Source organism: Wolbachia endosymbiont of Litomosoides brasiliensis, from assembly GCF_013366805.1.
Taxonomy (GTDB): domain Bacteria; phylum Pseudomonadota; class Alphaproteobacteria; order Rickettsiales; family Anaplasmataceae; genus Wolbachia.
Genome location: NZ_WQMO01000009.1, coordinates 28582 through 49800 on the forward strand (window position 1 = coordinate 28582; position 21219 = coordinate 49800).

A 21219-nucleotide genomic window follows, 5' to 3' on the forward strand; every position below is an offset into this window, starting at 1 on the left:
TTTATACCATAAAGCAACTCAGAGTCAAACTAAATTGCAAGAAATTTTACTTTCAATCTCTTGTTTTACCTGATCAACATTAAAATTAGCGTCAATCATTAATAATTTGTCTCTGTAATATTCACGTAGACTTTTTATCTGTATGTGATACTCTCCTATTCTCCTACCAATTGCAGATAAGTTTGCATCATCAATTCTTCTTTCTAGTCTTACACTTTTACACCTTGTACAAATAAGGTTATCTTCATCTTTGAAAGAAGATGCACTGTATATACTTTTACAGTCTAGGCACATAAGACGATTCCTCAACCTATCAACCGCCACCTTACCATTAAGCTGCAATTCAATTACAATATCCACATCTCTATTATATCTCTCCCGCAAAATCTGAGTTAAGAAATGAGCTTGACTTAGGTTTCTTGGAAAACCATCCAATAAAAAATTATCATCCATTAATGCAAGCTGGTCACATAATAATTCACATATAATTCCATCTTGAATTAAATTACCGGATTCTACAGTATCTTTTATTTTTTTGCCTAATTCGCTACCACTAGATATAATACTCCTCAATAAATCCCCTACTGAAATTAACTTCAGGTTATACTTTTCTATTAACAAGCTTGATTGAGTACCTTTACCGGAGCCAGGAGGACCAAAAACTGTAATAATCATTTTAATTTCTTCGTTTTAGACTTATATTTTTTTACCCAACTATCATACCTACTTGAAAAGATATAGGATTGTATTTGCATAATAGTATCAGTAATAACATTAACTATAATCAACAAGCTTGTCCCACCAAAAATAAATGGTACATCATAATAATATCTCATGACTTCAGGCACAGTACATATGACCACCAGGTATGCAGAACCAATAAAAGTTAATCTAAAAACTATATCTTGCAGGTAATCAGAAGTGTGTTTCCCAGGCCTTCTACCAGGTATAAAACCACCATTTTTTTTAAGAAAATCTGCATTTTCCTCTGAATTAAATATAAAACTGGTATAGAAAAAGTTAAAAAACACTATAAGTGTCAGATAAGCTACAATATAAACTACTTTATTTGTCATAAAATAGTTTAAAATAAAATCAGAAAAAGCATGCCCTTTATAGAAATTTGCAATTGAAATAGGTGTTAACAAAATTGCATTAGCAAAAATAGTCGGTATTACACCAGATAAATTAATCTTTAATGGGATATAAGTAAAATCATCACTATGTAATCTTTTAAACTGCCTTTTAGGATATTGAACAGTAACTTTCCTATAAGAAGATTCTACGAAAATAATTAAAAGCAGCAGCAAAAAAAATAACACAAAAATAAAAAGGATAATAAGCAATGATATGCTACCGTTTTTATTTAATGTTAACAGGGAGGAAAAAGCATTATGTAACTCTGATATTATACCTGTGAAGATGATCAATGAAATACCATTACCTATACCACTAGTGCTGATTTGCTCACCAAGCCATATTAGAAACATTGTTCCACCCAAAAGGCTAAAAACACCCACTGTACGAAACATAACGCCAGGTTCGATTACAACTAATGCTCCTTCCCTGTTCATTCTTTCTAACCCAATCAAAATAGTAACTGATTGAAATATACAAAACACTATGGTCATATAACGTATGTAAGAATTCATCCTTCGACGTCCTAATTCCCCATCATTTTTAACTTCATTAATTCCTTTAACCGCAGAAGATAATAATTGCATAACTATAGACGCAACTATATATGGCATAACATTCAATGCTAAAATGGTCATCCTAGCTAATGCTCCACCAGAGAATAGATTAAATACCCCAAAAACACCAGTAACTTCTTTAGGGAATACGTCATTAATTATATCAAGGTTAATTCCAGGGATAGGCACATAAGTACCTAAACGATAGCAAATTAAAGCTATTAGCGTAAAAAACATACGCTTTAATAGGTCGCCTTTATATAATAACGTGGGATCTAAACTATTAAATGCTGACTTGCTGCTCATTACTTATGATAGTATTTCCACACTACCACCGATTGAAGTTACAGATTTCTTTGCAGCTTCCGATGCAGAGTCAACATAAAATACACATCTCTCGTTTAGCTTACCTTTATTAAGAAGCTTGATTTTACCTTTGATAGATTTTATAAAACCTAATTTATATAGTATTTCTTTATCTATAACAGAGCTTTTTTCTATTTTTCCAGTTTCTATTAAGCGCTGAACATCACCAACATTAACTATAGAACATACGTTTCTATTTATAGGATTAAAACCTCTTTTAGGTAAACGTGTACATATAGACTGTTGCCCACCTTCAAATCCATTTATAGAAATACCACTTCTAGCCTTCTGCCCCTTATGTCCCCTACCAGACGTTTTACCTTTACCACAACCGATACCTCTACCTAGTAACTTAGGCTTCTTTTTTTTCGATAATTTAGTAAATATAGAGCTTAATTTTATAGCATTATTCATACTTTACCTATTTCCGACTATCTCGCTAATCTTTTTACCCCTTTTGCTTGCTACTTGACGAGGAGACAATATATTATCAAAGGCCTTAAACACTGCACATATAACGTTATGAGGATTATTCGACCTAGTAGATTTAGCTACTACATCTTTTATTCCCAATACCTCAAAAACCGACCTAATCGCTCCTCCAGCAATAATACCTGTTCCAGCTCTAGCCGCTCTTAAAACCATTTCACCAGAGCAAAATTTAGCTTTAATATCATGATGCAAAGTTCTACCTTCACGCAAGTACACTCTAATCATCGATTTCTTTGCAGCATTTACAGCTTTTATCCTTGCCTCAGCAACCTCCGCATGCTTACCCATTCCACACCCTACCCTACCCTTCTCATCTCCAACAACAACCAAAATTGAAAATGAGAACCGTCTACCACCTTTGGTAACTGTTGTTACTCTCCTCACTGAAACTAAAAGCTCCGACCAATCGTTATTATTTTGCAAATTCTTTACAGCCATATTTAAAACCTTCTAAAATTTAAATCCAGAGCTTCGTAAAGCCTCAGCAAATTGAGAAATTAACCCTGTATATTTATATGCCCCACGATCAAATATTAACTCTTGTTCTAATTTCATATTAGATAGGCGTTCAATCATTAAAGAAGAAACCTGCTTTATAGTTCCAGCATTGACCCTCCTCTCACATACACCCTTAATTTTAGTGTCCAAAGTAGAAACAGAAGTTAGAGTTATTCCTTTTTCATCATTAATTAACTGAGCATAAAAATGCCTATTAGATTTAAATATGGATATACGTAAACGCTTAACACCACCGTTGAGCCTCTTTCTATTACGCAACTTCCTTTTCTCAGAGTTACTTAAAAAATTATATAACCTTCTCATCTTAATTACTTCCTTTTACTCACAACTTTACGCAACATAAATTTGCCTTTTATTACAATACCTTTACCTTTATAAGGGTCATATTTTCTAATCTTGCACACATCAGATGCTATTACATAGACTTTTTGCTTATCCATACCACTAACCACCAAGTGAGTTGGTTTCATACACTTAATCTCAACATCTTTAGGCACCTTATACTTAACATTATGGCTATAACCAAGATACAAAGTTAAATACTTACCATCACACTCTGCTTTGTATCCAACACCGTTAATCTCAAGATCAACAGAAAAATCATTAACCATACCATTAATAATATTATTAGCATTACTCCTACACGTGCCCCATATAGGTTTTATTTCACCGCAACTATCTTTGCCTTGATCAATAGAAAATACCAACTGGTTACCAATAACCTGACATACAATATCACTACATAGCTTAAGCTCTTTTTCTGCCTTAGCACTTTTTATTAATACCTTACCATCATTACATTCAACTGAAACACCAGCAGGAATATTGATAGGTGCTGCACCTATGCGAGACATAAATTTCTCCTATTACTTAAAACACACGACACAAAATTTCTCCACCAACCTTTAACTTATGTGCATTGTAATCAGTCATTACTCCCTTGGACGTAGATATAATAAAAATACCAAGCCCATTATACGCTTTAGAAATATCCTTATATTTAGAATAACAACGACACCCAGGCTTCGATATCCTAACTATATCACTAATTACAGGCGACCTCTCATAATACTTCAATCTTACAAGAAAAGACGGCAAATCATCTGTAACCTCTTTTTGGTAATCAAGGATGTACCCTTCATCCTTTAAGATCTTCAGTATAGAAGAATTCACCTTAGAGAACAAAACTCTTGTCGTTTTATGCATCGCCAACTGAGCATTGCGTATCCTTGTCAAAAAATCACCAATACTATCAGATAATGCCATAATATACTCCCTATACTATATTTACCAACTAGACTTTGCAACCCCTGGGATTTTTCCAAAAGAACACAAATCACGCAAAACAATTCTACATAAACCAAATTTTCTATATACCCCTCTCGGCCTTCCAGTTAAAGCACACCTGTTTCTAATTCTAATCTTAGAAGAATCTTTAGGTAATTCTTTAATTAACTTATTTTGAGCTGCAAACCTCTCGCCAATAGGTATATCCTTATTATTTATTATAGACTTCAACTTTTCTCTTTTTCTTCTATATTGATCACATAATTTTATCCTACGAAGATTTCTCTGTATCACAGATTTTTTTGCCATATACCTCTTCTCTTAATTAATCAAAAAAGGGAAATTTAAAAGCTAGCAATAATTCTTTTGCTTCCTTATCACTAGCCGCACTTGTTACAATATTGATGTCCATACCTCTAATTTTACTTATTTTATCATAATCTATTTCCAAAAATGAGATATGCTCCTTTATACCAAAAGATAAATTACCATTACCATCAAACTGTTTCACACTAAATCCCCTAAAATCTTTTTCTCTCGGTAAAGCAACATATATCAACCTTTCTAAAAATTCATACATTTTATCTCTACGTAAAGTTACCTTACAACCTACTGTAGCACCTTTTCTTATCTTAAAACCAGAAATAGACCTCTTCGCAAACGTTGATATAGGTTTTTGCCCTGCAATTAAATATAGATCATCAAGTGGCTCATTTATTGCTTTACTGTCCGTAGCAGCATCTCCAACACCCATATTAATACACACCTTGACAAGCTTAGGCACCTGCATTATATTGCCATAGCTGAACTTATTCTTTAAGGATTTTATTACACTATCTCTGTACAATTCTTTAAACATACTAACCTAATCTATCACTTCCCCAGAAACTTTCGCGAAACGTACTTTTTTACCATCTATAACCTTAAACCCAACTCTGGTTGGAGCTTTATACTTAGGGTCCAATATTGCAATGTTAGATATATCAATGGCTAATTCTTTATTTACTATACCACCACTACTACCAGCTTTTGGTTTAGCATGTTTCTTACACAGATTTACTCCAGAAATAACTGCCTTTTTTTTAGCACTGCGTGTTACAATTTTGATTACTTTACCAATTTTGCCTCTATCTCTACCAGTTAAAACTATAACGTCATCACCACTTCTTATTTTCGCACTCACTATAAAACCTCAACAGCTAATGACATTATCTTCATAAAAGAACCAGAAGGTAACTTCTTTATTGGGCCAAACACTCGAGTGCCAAGTGGTTCGCCTTGATCATTAACTAAAACCACAGCATTGCTAGAAAAACGGATTACAGAGTTATCAGATTTTCTAATACGATTTTTCACCCTAACAACAACCGCCCTATACACCTTTCCCTTTTCAACCTTTCCCTTTGGGTTAACGGACCTGGTGGACACAACAATTGTATTGCCTATGGATGCAGATTTTCTACCACCCAATAAGCCAATACAGAGAACTTCACGCGCACCAGAATTATCAGCTACTTCTAATAATGTATTCTTTTGAATCATATAAATACCTTATTCCACTCGAACAACAACCCATTTTTTAGTAGCAGAAATTGGCTTATGCTCTTGTATAAAAACCTTATCCCCTTTTTTGCAACTATTATTTTCATCATGCACTGTGTACTTCTTATACCTTTTTATAACTTTCTTGTACAGTTTATCTTTATACACCCGTAATACTGAAACCTTCACAGTTTTATCACACTCAGCTCTAGTTATAACACCACAAAAAATCTTCCTAGGCATTTTTTTCCTCTATTCTTCTTTCATTTAATACAGTTAAAATACGAGCTATACTCTTCCTTATTAAGCTGAAACGAGAAATATTATTACACTGCCCTAACTTTTTTTGAAAAATTAAATTAACAAACTCTTTTCTCAAATTCACAAGGATTTCATACAACTCTTGTGAGGATTTTGATCTAATACCAGCTATATCCATTATAACTCCACTTAACTATAATTAGATATAAACTTACACTTTACAGGAAGCTTAGCCACTGCCTTCTCAAGCGCTAACTTTGCTAAATGCATGGGAACGTCATTGCTAATCTCAAATAACACTCTACCAGGCTTAGCTTTAAACACCCAAAATTCAACACTACCTTTCCCTTTGCCCATCCGTACATCTGTTGGCTTCTTACTAACAGGAATATCAGGGAAAATTCTTACCCATATTTTGCCAGAACGTTTCAATGTTCTAGATATTACACGCCTCACGGTCTCAATATGCTTAGACTGAAGCCTACCTGCCTCTATAGTTTTTAAGCCATAATCTCCAAAAGACAGTGTGCTGCCACCTTTTGTATTACCCTTAATCCGTCCTTTAAACACCTTTCTATATTTACTCTTTTTAGGCACAAACATTCTAATATACCTTAATTAACAACATAAACCCAAACCTTAACTCCTATAATACCATATATAGTTTTCGCCTCACAAAAAGCATAATCTATATTAGCACGTAAAGTATGCAAGGGCAAACGACCTTCCTTATACCATTCAGTACGAGCTATTTCAGCTCCACCAAGACGCCCGGAACAACCTACTTTAATGCCACCACCTCCCATTCTTAAACAACTTTGAATGGCCTTTTTCATTGCCCTTCTAAACGAAACCCTTTTTTCTAACTGTTGTGCAATGCTGCTTGATATTAAAGCTGCATCTACTTCAGGCCTTTTAATCCCCACCACATTCACTTCCACATTATTTTTTACTCTTTCAGCTATTTTTTGTTTCACCTTTTCAATATCCAAGCCTTTTTTGCCTATGACTACCCCAGGCCTAGAAGAATATATCGTTACAGACACTAAATCAACTTTGCGCTCTATAATTATTCTAGAAAGACCGGCATACTTAAAGGACTCATTTATGCAACTGCGAATAAATAAGTCCTGATGCAATTTCTCTCTGTAATCTTTACTAGCATACCAAATAGAATCCCAGGTATTAGCATTTATTTTTAACCTGAATCCTATAGGATTAACCTTTTGCCCCATATTTTACACTTTCTTTACTAATTTTTTACTCTTACACATCATACCATTTGCTCTAATTTTATAGTTATATTACTATAATGCTTACTAACTTTATTAGCTCTACCCATAGCTTTTGGATATACTCTACGTAAAGTAAATGACTTGCCTATTAAAATCTCTTTTATATATAAATTATCGACATCCAACCCATAATTATATTGAGCACTGGCAACTGCAGAACTTAATACCTTTCCTATAAGGCCAGCGGCCTTTTTTTTACAAAATCTTAATTGCATAGTAGCAAAAGAAACCTCCTTATTACGCACTAAATCAGCAACCAAATTTAACTTGCGAGGAGTTGACTTTAAAACTCTAGAACTAGCTTTAATTATTATATCTATGCTCTTCATATCAACTATCTTCTTGCCACCTTCTTATCACCACTATGCCCAGCAAATTTACGAGTAGGTGAAAACTCACCAAACTTATGGCCTATCATATTCTGATCATTAACACTAACAGGAATGTAATCCCTACCATTATAAACAGCAAATTTTAAACCCAAACAATTAGGGAGAATTACAGAAGCCCTAGAATGAATTTTTATTACCTTATTAATAGAGCCTTGTTTTAAAGCTCTGTTTACCAACCTTAGCACAGAAGGATGACAAAAAGGCGGTTTCCATGCAGATCTACTCATAAACTAACCTTTTAACTGCTTTATATACTTATCACTAAACTTATTTTTCTTCCGAGTTTTCTTTCCTTTTGTTGCAATACCCCAAGGAGTAACAGGATGACGCCCGCCAGAAGTCTTTCCTTCTCCACCCCCATGAGGATGATCTACCGGATTCATAGCAACCCCACGAACAGTAGGTCTAATTCCCAACCACCTACTCCTTCCAGCTTTACCTAATTTTCTATTTTTACGATCAGGATTAGACACTGTACCAATAGCAGCTTTACAAGAAGATAAAATTAGCCTAATTTGACCAGACCTCAACCGCAACAAAACATAGTTGCCATCACGACCAACAATTTGTGCATAACAACCGGCAGCTCGAGCAATCACAGCACCATTACCTGGCTTCAGCTCAACACCATGAACAAAAGAACCAACAGGTATACACCTCAATGGTAAACAATTGCCTGGCAGTATATCAACATTACTCCCTGACATCACAACATCACCTGGCTTTATGCCTTGTGGAGCTAATATATAAGACTTGATATCATCACTCTTATACGACACCAACGCTAAAAACCCACTTCTATTTGGATCATACTCTATTTTTTCAACTACACCCTGATCACTTCTATTGCGTTTGAAATCTATAACCCTATACTTCTTTTTATGACCACCACCCTTATGACGAGTTGTTATTCTACCATTATTATTTCTTCCACCACTAGACTTTTTACCAAACACAAGAGACTTTTCTGGCTTGCCTTTTGATAAACCTACCTTACTTACCAACACAGTTCCACGAGATGATGGAGTGATAGGATTAAGAAATTTTATACCCATATTAAACACTCATTATATCTAACTTCTGACCATCCATTAAAGAAAAATATACTTTCTTCTTTTGTCTTTCATAACCAACCACACCCCTAAAGCGTCTATACTTAGGCTTAACTCTAACAACGTTTATAGAGGAAACTTTAACATTAAATAGAGACTCTATTGTTGACTTTATTTTATGCTTATTCACATTTAAAAAAACATACAAAGAATATTTATTAAACTTCTCCCTCAAGAAAGAAGCCTTTTCTGTAATTATAGGACACTTTACTATATTATCATATTTAATCATAATAATCTACCTTCAAGATACCTTAAAGCATCACTTGTCAACATTATGCATTCATGATTTAATATATCAAAAACATTCAACCCGATAGGTTTGATCAAGTTTACATAGTGCAGGTTTCTAGCAGCACGCAGCAAACTATCTTCATAATCACCAACTATTAAAAAGGAAGAAAATTTAAAATTTTGAATATACTGACACACTTCAGACGTTTTCTTCACATCAACATTTAAATTATCAAGAATAACTACTTGATTATTTAAATATTTCAGAGATAAAGCAACCTTTAAACCAAATTTACGTACTTTTTTATTAAGAGAATAAGCATGACTTCTAACAACAGGACCGAAAACAACTCCACCACCTCTAAACTGAGGAGACCGCAAGCTTCCTTGTCTTGCCTTACCGGTGCGTTTTTGACTATAAGGCTTGGCTGTTGTCCCAGAAACATCACTAATGCCTTTTGCTTTATGAGTGCCAGTTCTTCTCTTCGCTAATTGCCATCTAACTATATCATGCAAAATACTCAATTTTTGCTCAACAGAAAATATTAAAGGGTTAAGCTTGGCAATACCTACACTATTATTAGATAAATTCACTAATTTATACTCCATAACTAACTTACCAAACTACTAGCATCATCGTCACTTACATCTAACAGCAGACCTACCGGGAAAGGAACATCTTTATGTAAATGCTTTTTAATTGCATCTCTAACAAAAACGTAAGAATTTCTAAATCCAGGAACATTATTGCCTTTCACAACAATTATACTATTTTCATGATCAATAGATAATATTCTCATATTCTGCACAGTTACTCTGCTACTACCTAAATGACCAGCCATTTTCTTTCCTTTAAATACTCTACCAGGGTCCTGACATTGACCAGTAGAACCTTGCGACCTATGAGCAATAGAAACACCATGAGATGCCCTGAGCCCACAAAAATTATGTCGTTTCATTACACCAGCAAACCCCTTACCTATAGAATAACTCGTGATATCAAGATATTGACCGACCACAAAATGATTAACACCAACTCTTTTACTACATTCTATCCCTGAAATATCGCTTAATCTACTCTCATACAATTTGCATCTATTACCTATTCCCATCTTCTTTAAATATTCTAACTGCGGTTTTGCAATATTTTTAAAGTCCCCAGTACCTAAAATAACTGAATTATAGCCACACTTATCTTGCCCCTTCACATCAACAATATAAGTTTCGCTGAGATGTAATAAAGTCACAGCCACGCGACCTCTATCAGAATATATGGCAGTATGACCAATATTCGTCATTAACAAACCAATTCTTCTTAGCAAATTTATTCTCTTCATTTCTCTTTTTTAAATTTGACTCTCTTAATCTTTAAATAAATTTCTACACCAGGAGGAGGAGGAGGAAAAAAAGATGAATCTCCAAGCATCTGCATCATAGCAGGGGTAAGACCATGTAAAACAATTAACCGCCCAGAAGTTCTCTGTTCAAATTGCTCACGAGATTTTTTATCAACATGAGGAGATCTATTAAAATCAAACTTAGAGTTCCTTCTTCGTAATGCAACCGGACCTGACAACTCTGCACCAGAATGCTTAAACTTGTCTTTAAACCCATGAACAAATTCCTTAACATACTTCTCTAACTTTAAACAATCAAAAGCTCTGCTTATAATATATGCAACTTGCTCCACTTCAGCCACTGTACTTACTCCAAAATTTCAGAAACAATACCAGAACCAATAGTTCTACCTCCTTCTCTTATTGCAAAGCGTAACCCCTTGTCCATTGCTACCGGCACTTGCAATTCTACCTCTACACTTACATTATCTCCAGGTATTACCATCTCTTTCCCTTCTAGCAACTTTATACTTCCCGTTACATCTGTCGTCCTTAAATAAAATTGTGGCTGGTAATTCGCAAAAAATGGTGTATGCCTTCCCCCCTCTTCTTTCTTTAATATATAAACCTCTGCCTTGAATTTTCTGTGCGGCGTTATTGTTCCTGGTTTTGCTAATATTTGCCCTCTCTCTACTTCTTCTCTCTTTGTCCCTCTTAGCAATACCCCCACATTTAACCCTGCACTTCCTTTTTCTAATAATTTTTTAAACATTTCTACACCAGTGCATGTCGTTTTCTGTGTAGCTTTCAGACCTATTATCTCTACCTCATCACCCGTCTTTACTTCTCCTTTTTCTATTCTCCCTGTTACTACTGTTCCACGTCCTGATATCGAAAATACATCTTCAATCGGCAACAGAAATGGTAAATCCACAGGCCTTAATGGAACCTCCACATACTCATCCAACTTCTCCATCAATTTGTCTATTGACTTCTTCCCATATTCACTATCTTCCTCCTCTAATGCTTTCAATGCAGACCCAACCACCACTGGAACCTCGTTGCCCGGAAACCCATATTTACTCAGCAATTCCCTTACTTCCATCTCTACCAAACTTATCATATCATGATCGGATACATCAGCTTTATTTATATACACCACAATATACCTAACACCAACTTGCTTCGCAAGTAATATGTGCTCTCTCGTTTGCGGCATAGGCCCATCAACTCCTGACACTACCAACACCGCTGCATCCATTTGCGCTGCACCCACTATCATGTTCTTCACATAGTCAGCGTGCCCAGGACAATCAACATGTGCATAATGTCTTTTCTCCGTTTGATATTCAACATGTGCTGTTGCAATCGTTATTCCTCTTTTTCTCTCTTCCGGTGCCTTATCTATCTGATCATACGCTACAAAACTTCCATAATGCTTTGTTATCGCTGCTGTTAACGTCGTCTTCCCATGATCTACATGTCCTATCGTTCCCACATTCACATGCGGCTTCCCAAATGCTTCCACTACTTGCGCTGTAGCTTCTACTGCTGTTGTCATAATTGTTACCCTTAACTATACTTCAACCCATTGACCACATACTGTGGTACTTGTTCATAACAAGAAAAATGCATACTATATTGAGCTCTTCCTTGAGATATAGAACGCAAAACATTTATATAACCAAACATATTTGCAAGAGGTACTAAAGCAAGAATTACAGTACTATTATTATGCGTTTCCGCACTTGAAACTTGCCCTCTCCTACTATTTACATCACCCATAATATCGCCCATATACTCCTCAGGTGTAATAATCTCAACTTTCATTATAGGCTCTAACATTTTTGGGCCAGCCTCACTCACCATTTCTTTAAAAGCACCCTTAGCAGCTAACTCAAAAGCCAAAGGACTTGAATCAACTTCGTGAAAAGCACCATCAATAAGAGTAGCCTTAAAATCAATAACTGGAAAGCCAGAAATCATACCTCCTTCTTTTATTAATTCCAGACCATTTTGCACACTAGGAATATATTCTTTTGGAATTGCACCACCTACAATTTTACTTTCAAATTGAAATCCAGAACCAGGCTCAAGAGGTTCAAACAAAATCTTTACTTTAGCAAATTGACCAGCACCGCCTGATTGCTTCTTATGCATGTAATCAATTTCAACGGATTTAGTAATAGTTTCGCGATATGCAACCTGAGGAGCACCAATATTGACATCAACGTTAAATTCACGTTTTATCCTATCAGTAATGATTTCAAGATGTAATTCACCCATACCTTTCAATATAGTCTGACCACTTTCCGCATTCACTGATATTCTCAGAGAAGGATCTTCTGCAACTAACCTACTTAAAGCAATACCCAATTTCTCCTGATCTAAAGTAGTTCTAGGTTCTACAGCAATTTCAATAACAGGCTCAGGAAATTCCATACGTTCTAACAATATAGGAAAATCAGATGAACACAAAGTATCACCAGTGACTGTTTTCTTCAATCCCACCAAAGCAACTATATCCCCAACTTCAGCTTCACTTATATCTTCCCTATTATTTGCATGCATAAGCAACATTCTACCAACTCCTTCAGTTTCATTTTTTCCCGCATTTAACACAGTAGATTTAGACTTTAACTTACCAGAATAAATACGAATAAATGTTAAGCTACCCACAAATTTATCCGTCATCACCTTAAATGCAAGAGCAACAAATTTCTCTTTTTCTGAAGGTTTAACCTTAATTTTCTTTTCTGAATCCTTGGGATCAGTCCCAACAACTTCATCAACATCAGCAGGAGAAGGTAAGAAATCAACTATACCGTCCAAAAGTGGTTGTACGCCCTTATTTTTTAAGGCCGATCCACATAACACAGGAACAAATACCCCTTTAATAGCTCCGCGCCTCACACATTTCTTCAGCAAACCTACTGGCAAGTCATTAGATTCAAAGTAAGCATTCATCGCTTCATCATCCATTCCAGCAGCAGTATCTAATAAAAGATTTCGATACTCTTGAGCCTTGTCAAGTAAATCAAAAGGAATATCTTTGTAAGAAAATTTAGCACCCAATGTCCCTTCTTCCCATATAATGGTTTTCATAGAAATTAGATCAATTACACCTTTAAAATCTTTTTCACTTCCTATTGGCAGCTGAATAATTAAGGGCACCGCTCCAAGCTTACTCCTTATCATATTAACACATCGATAAAAATCTGCTCCTATCCTATCCATCTTGTTGACAAAACAGATACGAGGAACATTATACCTATCAGCTTGACGCCAAACAGTCTCAGACTGAGGTTCAACTCCCGCGACTCCATCAAATACAGCAACTGCACCATCTAAAACTCTTAAAGACCTTTCAACTTCAATAGTAAAGTCAACATGCCCTGGAGTGTCTATTATATTAATTCTATAACCACTCCAAAAACAAGTTGTCGCAGCAGACGTGATTGTAATACCACGTTCTTTTTCTTGTTCCATCCAATCCATAGAAGCTGCGCCATCATGCACTTCACCAATTCTATTTTGCTTACCAGTATAAAATAAAATACGTTCTGTTGTAGTAGTCTTACCAGCATCTATATGAGCCATTATACCTATATTTCTGTACTTGGATATACTAATTTCCATATTGCCATCAATTAGCTAACATTAAAAACGAAGATGAGAAAAAGCCTTATTAGCTTCAGCAACTTTATATTTTTCTTCACACATCTTAAATGCACCACCACGTTTATTATATGCATCTAATATTTCAGAGCACAAACACTTAAAAAACCCTTTTCCACTTTTTTTTCGCATAGCAGAGGCTGATTTAACAATCCATCGTAATGCCAAAGAAATAGCTCTATCTTTTCTAACCTCAACAGGCACTTGATAAGTTGCACCGCCAATACGACGGGAACGCACTTCTATAGAAGGCGTAACATTTTCCACTGCTGTTTCAAAAATTGACACTCCATTTCTACTCACCTCTTTTTCAGCTGAAGATAAAGCATTATAGACAATTTTTTCTGCAACGGATTTTTTACCGCATTTCATAATTACATTAATGAAACGCATCAGCAAAACACTACCGTAACGCGAATCAGGATTTATTTTTCTCTTCTTTGCTTTATTTCGACGAGACATAAAACTTTAACCAGATCTCTTTACACCATATTTTGAACGAGCCTTCTTGCGATTTTGTACACCACGCAGATCAAGAGCACCTCTTATTATGTGATAACGCACACCTGGTAAATCTTTAACTCGACCACCACGTATCAAAACAACAGAGTGTTCTTGTAAATTATGGCCTTCACCAGGTATATAAGCTGTCACTTCACCATATCCACTAACTCTTACTCTAGCCACTTTACGTAGTGCTGAGTTAGGCTTCCTAGGAGTTGTAGTATACACTTTGGTGCAAACACCTCTTCTTTGAGGGTTGCTTTTCCCCAAAGCTGGCACCTTCTTCTTACAGGACAATTTCAATCTACCCTTACGCACCAATTGATTTATCGTAGGCATATATTAAAAAACCAAGCTCATTAAATAACTTAAGTTCTAGTTATAAAATAATAAACCTCAATAGTCAATATAAAAATAAACATTACTATTCTAACAACTTGAGCTCACTAAACTCTTAATAACAACAGATTTCTTGTGTAATCATTACTTAAGAGAAAAACTCAGTAAAAAAGAACCTGCTCAGACAACAGAGGTCTACATAGATCGACCCTGTCGTAAATCTGTATTTCCACTCTTTTCAACTTATTCTGCAAAAGATGTCCCCTATTTATTAGTACGCTGAAGTAGCTTAGCAACTTCATGCCAATAAGCAGCAACTGCAATCAAGAACGCTTTCAATAACACACCTAGAGCCCTTCAATTGCCTTTCTACCATATATATGAGCTTGTCTCCCATTATCACCAGTGGTTTCCCCCGCTCTTCTTCTCGGATCCATCCTATGAGCAATAACTAAAAACAATACCCTCCCTCTTCATTCGTTTCTTTGCTTCATGAACACCTCCATTGCTTGCTGCCTCATGCCCAGAGTTTAAGTGCTTAGTATTTATTAGCTCCTTTTGTCGCCGAGCAAATACACCATTCAACACTTCTTCCATCACTTGTTTCTTCCATTTTTCTATGACCCTTTTTATAAACTCTGATTTATCACGAGCATGCTTTACAGTCTCACATTCTGCACCAATATCTTTAGACGCTGCCTGATTATACAAAGTTTCTATAAACTTATCTATACTTCGCTTTACTTGCATAGTCCTTTCGCAACTATTTAAACTATCGATTCCTTCACCAATTTGATTCAAAATGCCCCCAAAGGCTTTTAAGTAGTTTGAACATACTGTGCTATATCTTTTCTCTTCTATCGTCATTATTTTCTTCACTACTATTATTTCCTTTTTCAAAAGGGTAATCATCATTCATGGGCTAGTTAAAATTTTCACTAGCTACTACCGTAATAACAAAGGTTAAATTAATGTTAATGAAGAGTGTTTATAACTTCAGCGCTAGCTAGAACCACAGCGAAGCTATCAAAAGCAGCAGAACCATAATACCCCTCATACAGTTCAACTAAACATCCGAGCCCAACCTTTTCCTTATACCAATTACTACTGCACGAGGAAAGGACAGACAATAATGGAAAAGAAGCTATACTGAAGTAAGTAAAATAGCGAGGTTAAAATGGTGTTGAAATTAAAATTATTGGACGGGAAAGTCATGGAATCAGCAAAGGAAATGCTGAAGAAAGTGTGAAATAACGCATATGCTACAAAAAAAAACTAGATGCTGTAATTGCAGCAAAAAAGCATAATATAATAGCCGCAGCAAAAATATGTTGTATCTCAAGAGCAGCACTAACTGCATTGAATTAGAGTCAATTTGAACAAGTTGAAGTATAAATGCAATAAAATCTTAATATTAACGTTAAAGAAATGACAATCTAGGAAAAATTTGGCTTAAATGTCAGCAAGTCTATAGTACACTGTAATATGTAAAAAATGAAGTTTTCGTAATAAACAAGGTAAAGGTAAACAAGAAGAGTTTTAAAAAACTTAATGAGACTAAAGTGCAGTTAATCCTATAAATGGAAAGAGTTCTAGCTCAGTCGCAATTTCACAATATTTAAGAACACGAGGAGCCTTTTTTGCCATGGATTGTGCTGGTTGGAATAAGTTAAAAAATTCAAAAGTACTAAAAATATCGAGATTATATGACTACCACTATACTCGCCTGAGTTCTCTCTTATTGAGAGACTTTAATTGCATGTAAAACAGAACATTTTACGTAATAAAGTCGTAATACAAATGTTACTTATTTGACCCACTAACACTGGAAATTGGTACCATTTCTTTAATGGTATGTTAGACTTTTTTTGTATCCATATTTCAACTTGTTCAAATTGACTCTAATTCAATGCAGTTAGTGCTGCTCTTGAGATACAACATATTTTTGCTGCGGCTATTATATTATGCTTTTTTGCTGCAATTACAGCATCTAGTTTTTTTTGTAGCATATGCGTTATTTCACACTTTCTTCAGCATTTCCTTTGCTGATTCCATGACTTTCCCGTCCAATAGTTTTAATTTCAACACCATTTTAACCTCGCTATTTTACTTACTTCAGTATAGCTTCTTTTCCATTATTGTCTGTCCTTTCCTCGTGCAGTGATAATTGGTATAACTTTGCCATTTTCCACTCTAGATTTTTGTAGAGTCCCATTTGCTCTATCATCATCTTTTCATACTACCTCGTTCATTTTATTTTACACTTCGCTAAATGGATACCATTAATCGCAATTTTCATAGAAATACTCTTGTTCAAATCTGCAATTTGCAATGATTATCGCACAAGCAATTTAACATTAAAGGAAGTTGCATATCTAACTGGTTTGTTTACCGGAAGTGCTACAGTTGGTAGTGTTGCTCCAACAGTTAAAGTAGATTCTTTATCGTCTTTATCAACTACAATGAATTCTTTAATAGCAATAGGGTTTGCAGCACCAGTACTTTTAATTGTAGCTGCAATTAGAATAGCTATTACATCAAATAGAAAATCAAGAAACTCTGAAATTATCAGAGAAAGAGCTTAGATCTCCTAAATCAAAGAGGAATCACAGAATTTATTAAACACGTTAAAAGAGATTAGCATACGTAAGAAAGCAGCAAGTAGTATTACTAATTCACCACAGTAATAGCACCGTGGCAGTGTTTATACTTTTTTCCTGAGTTACAAGGGCATTTATCATTTCTCGAGACTTTAGGGAAATTATCTTTTCTAGTAGGGCGCAACCCACCATCCACTTCTTGGTTATCTGCCAACTTAAAGTGTGCTAGACGGTAAACGGTAAGCTCCTTCCACTTCCCAAGCATAGACTCAAACATTAAGAAAGCCTCGCGTTTAAATTCATTCAGTGGGTCCTTTTGCCCCATAGCACGCAAACTTATGCTTTGCCTTAAGCTCTCCAGAATTGAAAGGTGTTCTCTCCATAAATGATCAAGTGTCATAATCATCACTTGCTTTACTATAGTATTCCACAAATTTGTAGTTTGCTGACTATTGAAATATTTCTCTTTCTCAGTGAAGAATTCTTTTATCTTGCCATCCATATAATCTAAAATTTCTTGTTTATTCAAAAACTCCACCAAGTTTTTTTTATCAAGTGTTATCCCATACCTCATATGAAATTCTTTGGATATATCTTCAACATAATCTTCGCAATAGCCACCTTGTACTATACTTTCTATCACACTCTCATTTACTTCACTATACACTTCAAACAGATCATTGACTTCATTGCCTAAAATGTGGTTTCTCTGTTCAAAAATAACCTTGCGTTGGTTGTTGACTACGTCATCAAACTTAAGCAGGGATTTTCGCACACCATAGTTTCTAGCTTCAACTTTCTTCTGCGCTTTTTCCAGTGCCCTATTGATCCATGGATGATGAATAGCTTCGTTGTTCTTTAGTCCCACTCTTTGTAAAAAGCTTCTCATTCTATTAGAGCCAAATATTCTCATTAAGTCATCCTCAAGCGATAAAAAGAACTTAGAAAGCCCAGGATCACCCTGACGGCCAGAACGGCCACGCAATTGATCATCTATTCTCCTGCTTTCGTGTCTTTCGGTTCCAACAACACACAAACCGCCAGCTTTTATAGCAATTTCCTTATCTTTTTTTACCCTTTCAATTATTTCTTGGTATTTTTTTTCTCTTTCATCAGCATTTTTGATCTTTTTTAGCTCCACTTTTGCTATCATTTCAGCATTTCCTCCAAGCCGAATATCAGTTCCACGCCCTGCCATGTTAGTTGCTATAGTGATATTACCTGGCACTCCAGCTTGTGCTATTATGTACGCTTCTTGTTCGTGATAATGAGCGTTCAATATTGAATGCTTAAGAGAATGATTCTGCAAAAGTGCAGAAAGTTTTTCAGAGTTTTCAATGCTTACCGTACCAACAAGGACCGGCTGACGGCGTTCATGACATTCTCCTATAAATTTCAACACAGCATTAAATTTCTCTTTTTCTGTACCATAAATTTCATCATCAACATCTATTCTCTTTACAGGTACATTAGTTGGAATTTTCACTACATTTAGTCTATATATATCGCGAAACTCCTCCGCCTCTGTTGCTGCTGTTCCCGTCATACCAGAAAGCTTATTGTACATACGAAAGTAATTCTGAAACGTAATAGATGCTAAAGTTTGGTTTTCATGCTGAATTTCAAGATTCTCCTTCGCTTCAAGCGCCTGATGAAGGCCATCAGAATATCTCCTGCCCTCCATCATACGCCCAGTAAATTCATCAATAATTACCACCTTGCCATCCTTCACTATATAATCTTTATCAGCAGTAAATAGCTTATGCGCACGCAATGCTTGGTCTATATAATGAGTCATTATCATGTTGCCAGCATCATAGAGCGAGGAATTTTCAGAAATGAGATTATATGACTTGAGTAATTCCTCTACTCGTGAAATACCATCTTCAGTGAGGAATACCGCCCTACCCTTTTCGTCTACTTCATAATCAGAGTCAACTAATTTAGTAACTATTTTGTTTATGCGCTTATATATTTGATTATTTTCCTCAACCGGACCAGAAACAATAAGTGGAGTACGCGCTTCATCAATTAATATAGAATCTACTTCATCTACTATCACATAATTGAAGCCTCTCTGAACCATATCTTCTCGAGAAAATTTCATATTGTCCCGCAAGTAATCAAAGGCAAGTTCATTGTTTGTTGAATATACTATATCTGCACTATAAGCCTCTTTCCTTTCTTCATCTGTCAAATCATTCGTGATAAATGCAACAGAAACTCCAAGAGAGTTATACAACCTACTCATCCATTCTGTATCTCGTTTTGCAAGGTAGTCGTTAACAGTTACGACGTGTACGCCTTTTCCCTCTAAGGAATTTAGGTATGCAGCTAAGGTTGCAACGAGTGTCTTCCCTTCTCCTGTTTTCATTTCTGATATCATACCATTATGAAGGACCATTCCACCAATTAGTTGAACGTCGAAGTGTCTCATATTAAGAAACCTGCGAGAGGCTTCACGCACAACTGCAAACGCAGGCACAAGAAGATCATTTAATGTTTTTCCATTTTTCAATTCTTGTTTGAATTTCTCGGTTTTATTAGCAAGCTCCTCATCGGATAAACTCTGCATTTTTGGCTCCAGCACATTAATTTGTTCAACAATTTTTTTGAAGGATTTTATTATTTTTTTATTCGTTGACCCAAACGTCTTTTTTAAAAGAAACGACAATGTCAAAACGAAAAATATAAGGACAGCTGTTAAAATTACAGTAAAGTCTGACATAAACTTAAGTAACCGTCTATCTAATATGAGATTATATTACCAAACGTAGCCTGCAGCAATGATATATTAGATTTAGGAGCATCAACATTTATCCTAGCAGAGATATATACTAGCAAGATGAACAAATGCTAAAATACTATAGCACGTTTGTCATAACGAGTAGCAACTTCTATGAGAATGCTTGATTTTGTTAAACATTTTCTCAATAAATCCCTCTCTTTACATAACTCTTTCTCTTGATGCTTTTCGATTAGAATGTGATGAAATAATAGGTTTAACGTTTACAGCTTTTGCTGCCTCAACCACATAGCTTGCATCGTAGCCTTATATCAGCAATAAGTGCTTCCATACATCCGCTATCTATCAGATCCAAAGCTTTTGCATAATCATACCAATTTTCCTGTATAAAGAACGGATAAACAATACATACTAAAGTAAGTAATACCAATTCTCATTGTCAGTGGCTCAAATAAGTGACATTGCAGAGTTGTTTAATTGCGGAGTAAAAAAGAGAGGTAATAAACTTACACAAAGTGTCCTCAAGTAAAGCAATTGTATTATAGATTTTACTACATAAAATGTTTTGTTTTATATACAACCAAAGTCTCTTAATAGGATTGAGCCTAGGTAAGCATGGCAGTGGGTATATAATTTCGATATTTCTAGATACCCTTAAATTTTTTGACTTATTCCAACTAGCACAATTCATGACAAGAAAGGCTTCTTGTGTTCTTAAACATTGCAACATTTGTTCAAGAAATATATTCATACAATCGGCGTTGACATTCGGCATAAATAAGCTAGAACTCCTTCCATATTTTTAGGATTAACTGCACTGT

The 21219-nt window shown here is 35.2% G+C and carries 29 protein-coding genes and 1 pseudogene; 1 reads left to right on the top strand and 29 read right to left on the bottom strand.

Going from position 1 to position 21219, the window contains the following annotated elements; genetic code table 11:
• Positions 1 to 24: 24 nt before the first annotated feature.
• The 27 genes from GO684_RS02800 to GO684_RS02930 form a co-directional block, all read right to left on the bottom strand.
• Positions 25 to 675 carry an adenylate kinase family protein gene (locus GO684_RS02800; protein ID WP_175938721.1) on the bottom strand — a complete coding sequence of 217 codons (651 nt, stop codon included), beginning with the start codon at positions 673 to 675 and terminating at the stop codon, positions 25 to 27.
• Positions 672 to 2000: a preprotein translocase subunit SecY gene (gene secY, locus GO684_RS02805; protein ID WP_175938723.1), complete on the bottom strand. Its 1329-nt coding sequence runs from the start codon at positions 1998 to 2000 to the stop codon at positions 672 to 674. Before secY ends, GO684_RS02800 begins: the two co-directional genes overlap by 4 nt.
• 3 nt (positions 2001 to 2003) lie before the next feature.
• Positions 2004 to 2474: a 50S ribosomal protein L15 gene (gene rplO, locus GO684_RS02810; protein ID WP_175938725.1), complete on the bottom strand. Its 471-nt coding sequence runs from the start codon at positions 2472 to 2474 to the stop codon at positions 2004 to 2006.
• Positions 2475 to 2477: 3 nt separating this feature from the next.
• Positions 2478 to 2990 carry a 30S ribosomal protein S5 gene (gene rpsE, locus GO684_RS02815; RefSeq protein WP_175938727.1) on the bottom strand — a complete coding sequence of 171 codons (513 nt, stop codon included), beginning with the start codon at positions 2988 to 2990 and terminating at the stop codon, positions 2478 to 2480.
• Positions 2991 to 3002: 12 nt separating this feature from the next.
• Positions 3003 to 3374 carry a 50S ribosomal protein L18 gene (gene rplR / locus GO684_RS02820; protein WP_175938729.1) on the bottom strand — a complete coding sequence of 124 codons (372 nt, stop codon included), beginning with the start codon at positions 3372 to 3374 and terminating at the stop codon, positions 3003 to 3005.
• A 5-nt stretch (positions 3375 to 3379) separates the two neighbouring features.
• Positions 3380 to 3925, bottom strand: a complete 546-nt coding sequence (rplF, locus tag GO684_RS02825; RefSeq protein WP_175938731.1) for a 50S ribosomal protein L6 — start codon at positions 3923 to 3925, stop codon at positions 3380 to 3382.
• A 16-nt stretch (positions 3926 to 3941) separates the two neighbouring features.
• Positions 3942 to 4337 carry a 30S ribosomal protein S8 gene (rpsH, locus tag GO684_RS02830; RefSeq protein ID WP_175938733.1) on the bottom strand — a complete coding sequence of 132 codons (396 nt, stop codon included), beginning with the start codon at positions 4335 to 4337 and terminating at the stop codon, positions 3942 to 3944.
• 21 nt (positions 4338 to 4358) lie between these two features.
• Positions 4359 to 4667 (bottom strand): 30S ribosomal protein S14, encoded by a 309-nt coding sequence (gene rpsN / locus GO684_RS02835; protein WP_175938735.1) that lies wholly within the window; start codon positions 4665 to 4667, stop codon positions 4359 to 4361.
• 16 nt (positions 4668 to 4683) lie between these two features.
• Positions 4684 to 5217 (bottom strand): 50S ribosomal protein L5, encoded by a 534-nt coding sequence (gene rplE / locus GO684_RS02840; protein ID WP_175938737.1) that lies wholly within the window; start codon positions 5215 to 5217, stop codon positions 4684 to 4686.
• 6 nt (positions 5218 to 5223) lie between these two features.
• Complete coding sequence (gene rplX, locus GO684_RS02845; protein ID WP_175938739.1) at positions 5224 to 5541, bottom strand: 50S ribosomal protein L24; 318 nt, start codon at positions 5539 to 5541, stop codon at positions 5224 to 5226.
• Entirely contained in the window at positions 5541 to 5900 is a 360-nt protein-coding gene (gene rplN, locus GO684_RS02850; protein WP_175938741.1) for a 50S ribosomal protein L14, read from the bottom strand. The genes rplX and rplN overlap by 1 nt, the downstream gene beginning before the upstream one ends.
• A gap of 9 nt (positions 5901 to 5909) precedes the next feature.
• Positions 5910 to 6143 (bottom strand): 30S ribosomal protein S17, encoded by a 234-nt coding sequence (gene rpsQ / locus GO684_RS02855; RefSeq protein WP_175938743.1) that lies wholly within the window; start codon positions 6141 to 6143, stop codon positions 5910 to 5912.
• Positions 6136 to 6339 carry a 50S ribosomal protein L29 gene (rpmC, locus tag GO684_RS02860; protein WP_175938745.1) on the bottom strand — a complete coding sequence of 68 codons (204 nt, stop codon included), beginning with the start codon at positions 6337 to 6339 and terminating at the stop codon, positions 6136 to 6138. The genes rpsQ and rpmC overlap by 8 nt, the downstream gene beginning before the upstream one ends.
• 11 nt (positions 6340 to 6350) lie before the next feature.
• On the bottom strand, positions 6351 to 6764 hold the full coding sequence (gene rplP / locus GO684_RS02865; RefSeq protein ID WP_175938746.1) for a 50S ribosomal protein L16: 414 nt from the start codon (positions 6762 to 6764) through the stop codon (positions 6351 to 6353).
• A gap of 11 nt (positions 6765 to 6775) precedes the next feature.
• Entirely contained in the window at positions 6776 to 7396 is a 621-nt protein-coding gene (gene rpsC, locus GO684_RS02870; protein ID WP_175938748.1) for a 30S ribosomal protein S3, read from the bottom strand.
• A 38-nt stretch (positions 7397 to 7434) separates the two neighbouring features.
• Entirely contained in the window at positions 7435 to 7785 is a 351-nt protein-coding gene (gene rplV, locus GO684_RS02875) for a 50S ribosomal protein L22 (protein WP_175938751.1), read from the bottom strand.
• A 5-nt stretch (positions 7786 to 7790) separates the two neighbouring features.
• Positions 7791 to 8075, bottom strand: coding sequence for a 30S ribosomal protein S19 (gene rpsS, locus GO684_RS02880; RefSeq protein ID WP_175938752.1), 285 nt, complete (start codon positions 8073 to 8075; stop codon positions 7791 to 7793).
• A 3-nt stretch (positions 8076 to 8078) separates the two neighbouring features.
• Positions 8079 to 8903, bottom strand: coding sequence for a 50S ribosomal protein L2 (gene rplB, locus GO684_RS02885; protein ID WP_175938754.1), 825 nt, complete (start codon positions 8901 to 8903; stop codon positions 8079 to 8081).
• A 1-nt stretch (position 8904) separates the two neighbouring features.
• Positions 8905 to 9192, bottom strand: coding sequence for a 50S ribosomal protein L23 (locus GO684_RS02890; RefSeq protein WP_175938756.1), 288 nt, complete (start codon positions 9190 to 9192; stop codon positions 8905 to 8907).
• On the bottom strand, positions 9189 to 9803 hold the full coding sequence (gene rplD, locus GO684_RS02895; protein WP_175938758.1) for a 50S ribosomal protein L4: 615 nt from the start codon (positions 9801 to 9803) through the stop codon (positions 9189 to 9191). The genes GO684_RS02890 and rplD overlap by 4 nt, the downstream gene beginning before the upstream one ends.
• A 2-nt stretch (positions 9804 to 9805) precedes the next feature.
• Positions 9806 to 10531 (bottom strand): 50S ribosomal protein L3, encoded by a 726-nt coding sequence (rplC, locus tag GO684_RS02900; protein ID WP_175938760.1) that lies wholly within the window; start codon positions 10529 to 10531, stop codon positions 9806 to 9808.
• Positions 10528 to 10884, bottom strand: coding sequence for a 30S ribosomal protein S10 (rpsJ, locus tag GO684_RS02905; protein ID WP_175938778.1), 357 nt, complete (start codon positions 10882 to 10884; stop codon positions 10528 to 10530). The genes rplC and rpsJ overlap by 4 nt, the downstream gene beginning before the upstream one ends.
• A 14-nt stretch (positions 10885 to 10898) precedes the next feature.
• A complete protein-coding gene (tuf, locus tag GO684_RS02910) occupies positions 10899 to 12092 on the bottom strand; it encodes an elongation factor Tu (protein WP_175938762.1) in 1194 nt (397 codons plus the stop codon).
• A gap of 11 nt (positions 12093 to 12103) precedes the next feature.
• A complete protein-coding gene (gene fusA / locus GO684_RS02915; protein ID WP_175938764.1) occupies positions 12104 to 14170 on the bottom strand; it encodes an elongation factor G in 2067 nt (688 codons plus the stop codon).
• Between the two features lie 21 nt (positions 14171 to 14191).
• The gene (gene rpsG, locus GO684_RS02920; RefSeq protein ID WP_175938766.1) at positions 14192 to 14671 is read right to left on the bottom strand and encodes a 30S ribosomal protein S7; all 480 of its coding nucleotides are present in this window, start codon (positions 14669 to 14671) and stop codon (positions 14192 to 14194) included.
• 6 nt (positions 14672 to 14677) lie between these two features.
• Positions 14678 to 15052 (bottom strand): 30S ribosomal protein S12, encoded by a 375-nt coding sequence (gene rpsL / locus GO684_RS02925; protein WP_175938768.1) that lies wholly within the window; start codon positions 15050 to 15052, stop codon positions 14678 to 14680.
• Between the two features lie 438 nt (positions 15053 to 15490).
• A complete protein-coding gene (locus tag GO684_RS02930; protein ID WP_246228208.1) occupies positions 15491 to 15967 on the bottom strand; it encodes a hypothetical protein in 477 nt (158 codons plus the stop codon).
• A 1394-nt stretch (positions 15968 to 17361) separates the two neighbouring features.
• On the opposite strand from GO684_RS02930, the gene GO684_RS02935 reads away from it, so the two are divergent.
• Positions 17362 to 17637 (top strand): hypothetical protein, encoded by a 276-nt coding sequence (locus tag GO684_RS02935; protein ID WP_175938770.1) that lies wholly within the window; start codon positions 17362 to 17364, stop codon positions 17635 to 17637.
• An 85-nt stretch (positions 17638 to 17722) separates the two neighbouring features.
• Here the strand turns inward: GO684_RS02935 and secA are convergent, their stop codons facing one another.
• Together secA and GO684_RS05790 are read right to left on the bottom strand one after the other, a co-directional pair.
• Entirely contained in the window at positions 17723 to 20326 is a 2604-nt protein-coding gene (secA, locus tag GO684_RS02940; RefSeq protein WP_410543311.1) for a preprotein translocase subunit SecA, read from the bottom strand.
• A gap of 637 nt (positions 20327 to 20963) precedes the next feature.
• A pseudogene (locus GO684_RS05790) lies at positions 20964 to 21173 on the bottom strand (transposase); the annotation flags it as partial.
• Between the last annotated feature and the right edge of the window lie 46 nt (positions 21174 to 21219).

What these genes read in the sequence shown, in the direction of transcription:
- GO684_RS02800 (WP_175938721.1), bottom strand. Translation starts at nt 675, where the DNA reads ATGATTATTACAGTTTTTGGTCCTCCTGGCTCCGGTAAAGGTACTCAA.
- secY (WP_175938723.1), bottom strand. Translation starts at nt 2,000, where the DNA reads ATGAGCAGCAAGTCAGCATTTAATAGTTTAGATCCCACGTTATTATAT.
- rplO (WP_175938725.1), bottom strand. Translation starts at nt 2,474, where the DNA reads ATGAATAATGCTATAAAATTAAGCTCTATATTTACTAAATTATCGAAA.
- rpsE (WP_175938727.1), bottom strand. Translation starts at nt 2,990, where the DNA reads ATGGCTGTAAAGAATTTGCAAAATAATAACGATTGGTCGGAGCTTTTA.
- rplR (WP_175938729.1), bottom strand. Translation starts at nt 3,374, where the DNA reads ATGAGAAGGTTATATAATTTTTTAAGTAACTCTGAGAAAAGGAAGTTG.
- rplF (WP_175938731.1), bottom strand. Translation starts at nt 3,925, where the DNA reads ATGTCTCGCATAGGTGCAGCACCTATCAATATTCCTGCTGGTGTTTCA.
- rpsH (WP_175938733.1), bottom strand. Translation starts at nt 4,337, where the DNA reads ATGGCATTATCTGATAGTATTGGTGATTTTTTGACAAGGATACGCAAT.
- rpsN (WP_175938735.1), bottom strand. Translation starts at nt 4,667, where the DNA reads ATGGCAAAAAAATCTGTGATACAGAGAAATCTTCGTAGGATAAAATTA.
- rplE (WP_175938737.1), bottom strand. Translation starts at nt 5,217, where the DNA reads ATGTTTAAAGAATTGTACAGAGATAGTGTAATAAAATCCTTAAAGAAT.
- rplN (WP_175938741.1), bottom strand. Translation starts at nt 5,900, where the DNA reads ATGATTCAAAAGAATACATTATTAGAAGTAGCTGATAATTCTGGTGCG.
- rpsQ (WP_175938743.1), bottom strand. Translation starts at nt 6,143, where the DNA reads ATGCCTAGGAAGATTTTTTGTGGTGTTATAACTAGAGCTGAGTGTGAT.
- rpmC (WP_175938745.1), bottom strand. Translation starts at nt 6,339, where the DNA reads ATGGATATAGCTGGTATTAGATCAAAATCCTCACAAGAGTTGTATGAA.
- rplP (WP_175938746.1), bottom strand. Translation starts at nt 6,764, where the DNA reads ATGTTTGTGCCTAAAAAGAGTAAATATAGAAAGGTGTTTAAAGGACGG.
- rpsC (WP_175938748.1), bottom strand. Translation starts at nt 7,396, where the DNA reads ATGGGGCAAAAGGTTAATCCTATAGGATTCAGGTTAAAAATAAATGCT.
- rplV (WP_175938751.1), bottom strand. Translation starts at nt 7,785, where the DNA reads ATGAAGAGCATAGATATAATAATTAAAGCTAGTTCTAGAGTTTTAAAG.
- rpsS (WP_175938752.1), bottom strand. Translation starts at nt 8,075, where the DNA reads ATGAGTAGATCTGCATGGAAACCGCCTTTTTGTCATCCTTCTGTGCTA.
- rplB (WP_175938754.1), bottom strand. Translation starts at nt 8,903, where the DNA reads ATGGGTATAAAATTTCTTAATCCTATCACTCCATCATCTCGTGGAACT.
- GO684_RS02890 (WP_175938756.1), bottom strand. Translation starts at nt 9,192, where the DNA reads ATGATTAAATATGATAATATAGTAAAGTGTCCTATAATTACAGAAAAG.
- rplD (WP_175938758.1), bottom strand. Translation starts at nt 9,803, where the DNA reads ATGGAGTATAAATTAGTGAATTTATCTAATAATAGTGTAGGTATTGCC.
- rplC (WP_175938760.1), bottom strand. Translation starts at nt 10,531, where the DNA reads ATGAAGAGAATAAATTTGCTAAGAAGAATTGGTTTGTTAATGACGAAT.
- tuf (WP_175938762.1), bottom strand. Translation starts at nt 12,092, where the DNA reads ATGACAACAGCAGTAGAAGCTACAGCGCAAGTAGTGGAAGCATTTGGG.
- fusA (WP_175938764.1), bottom strand. Translation starts at nt 14,170, where the DNA reads ATGGAAATTAGTATATCCAAGTACAGAAATATAGGTATAATGGCTCAT.
- rpsG (WP_175938766.1), bottom strand. Translation starts at nt 14,671, where the DNA reads ATGTCTCGTCGAAATAAAGCAAAGAAGAGAAAAATAAATCCTGATTCG.
- rpsL (WP_175938768.1), bottom strand. Translation starts at nt 15,052, where the DNA reads ATGCCTACGATAAATCAATTGGTGCGTAAGGGTAGATTGAAATTGTCC.
- GO684_RS02930 (WP_246228208.1), bottom strand. Translation starts at nt 15,967, where the DNA reads ATGATGATTACCCTTTTGAAAAAGGAAATAATAGTAGTGAAGAAAATA.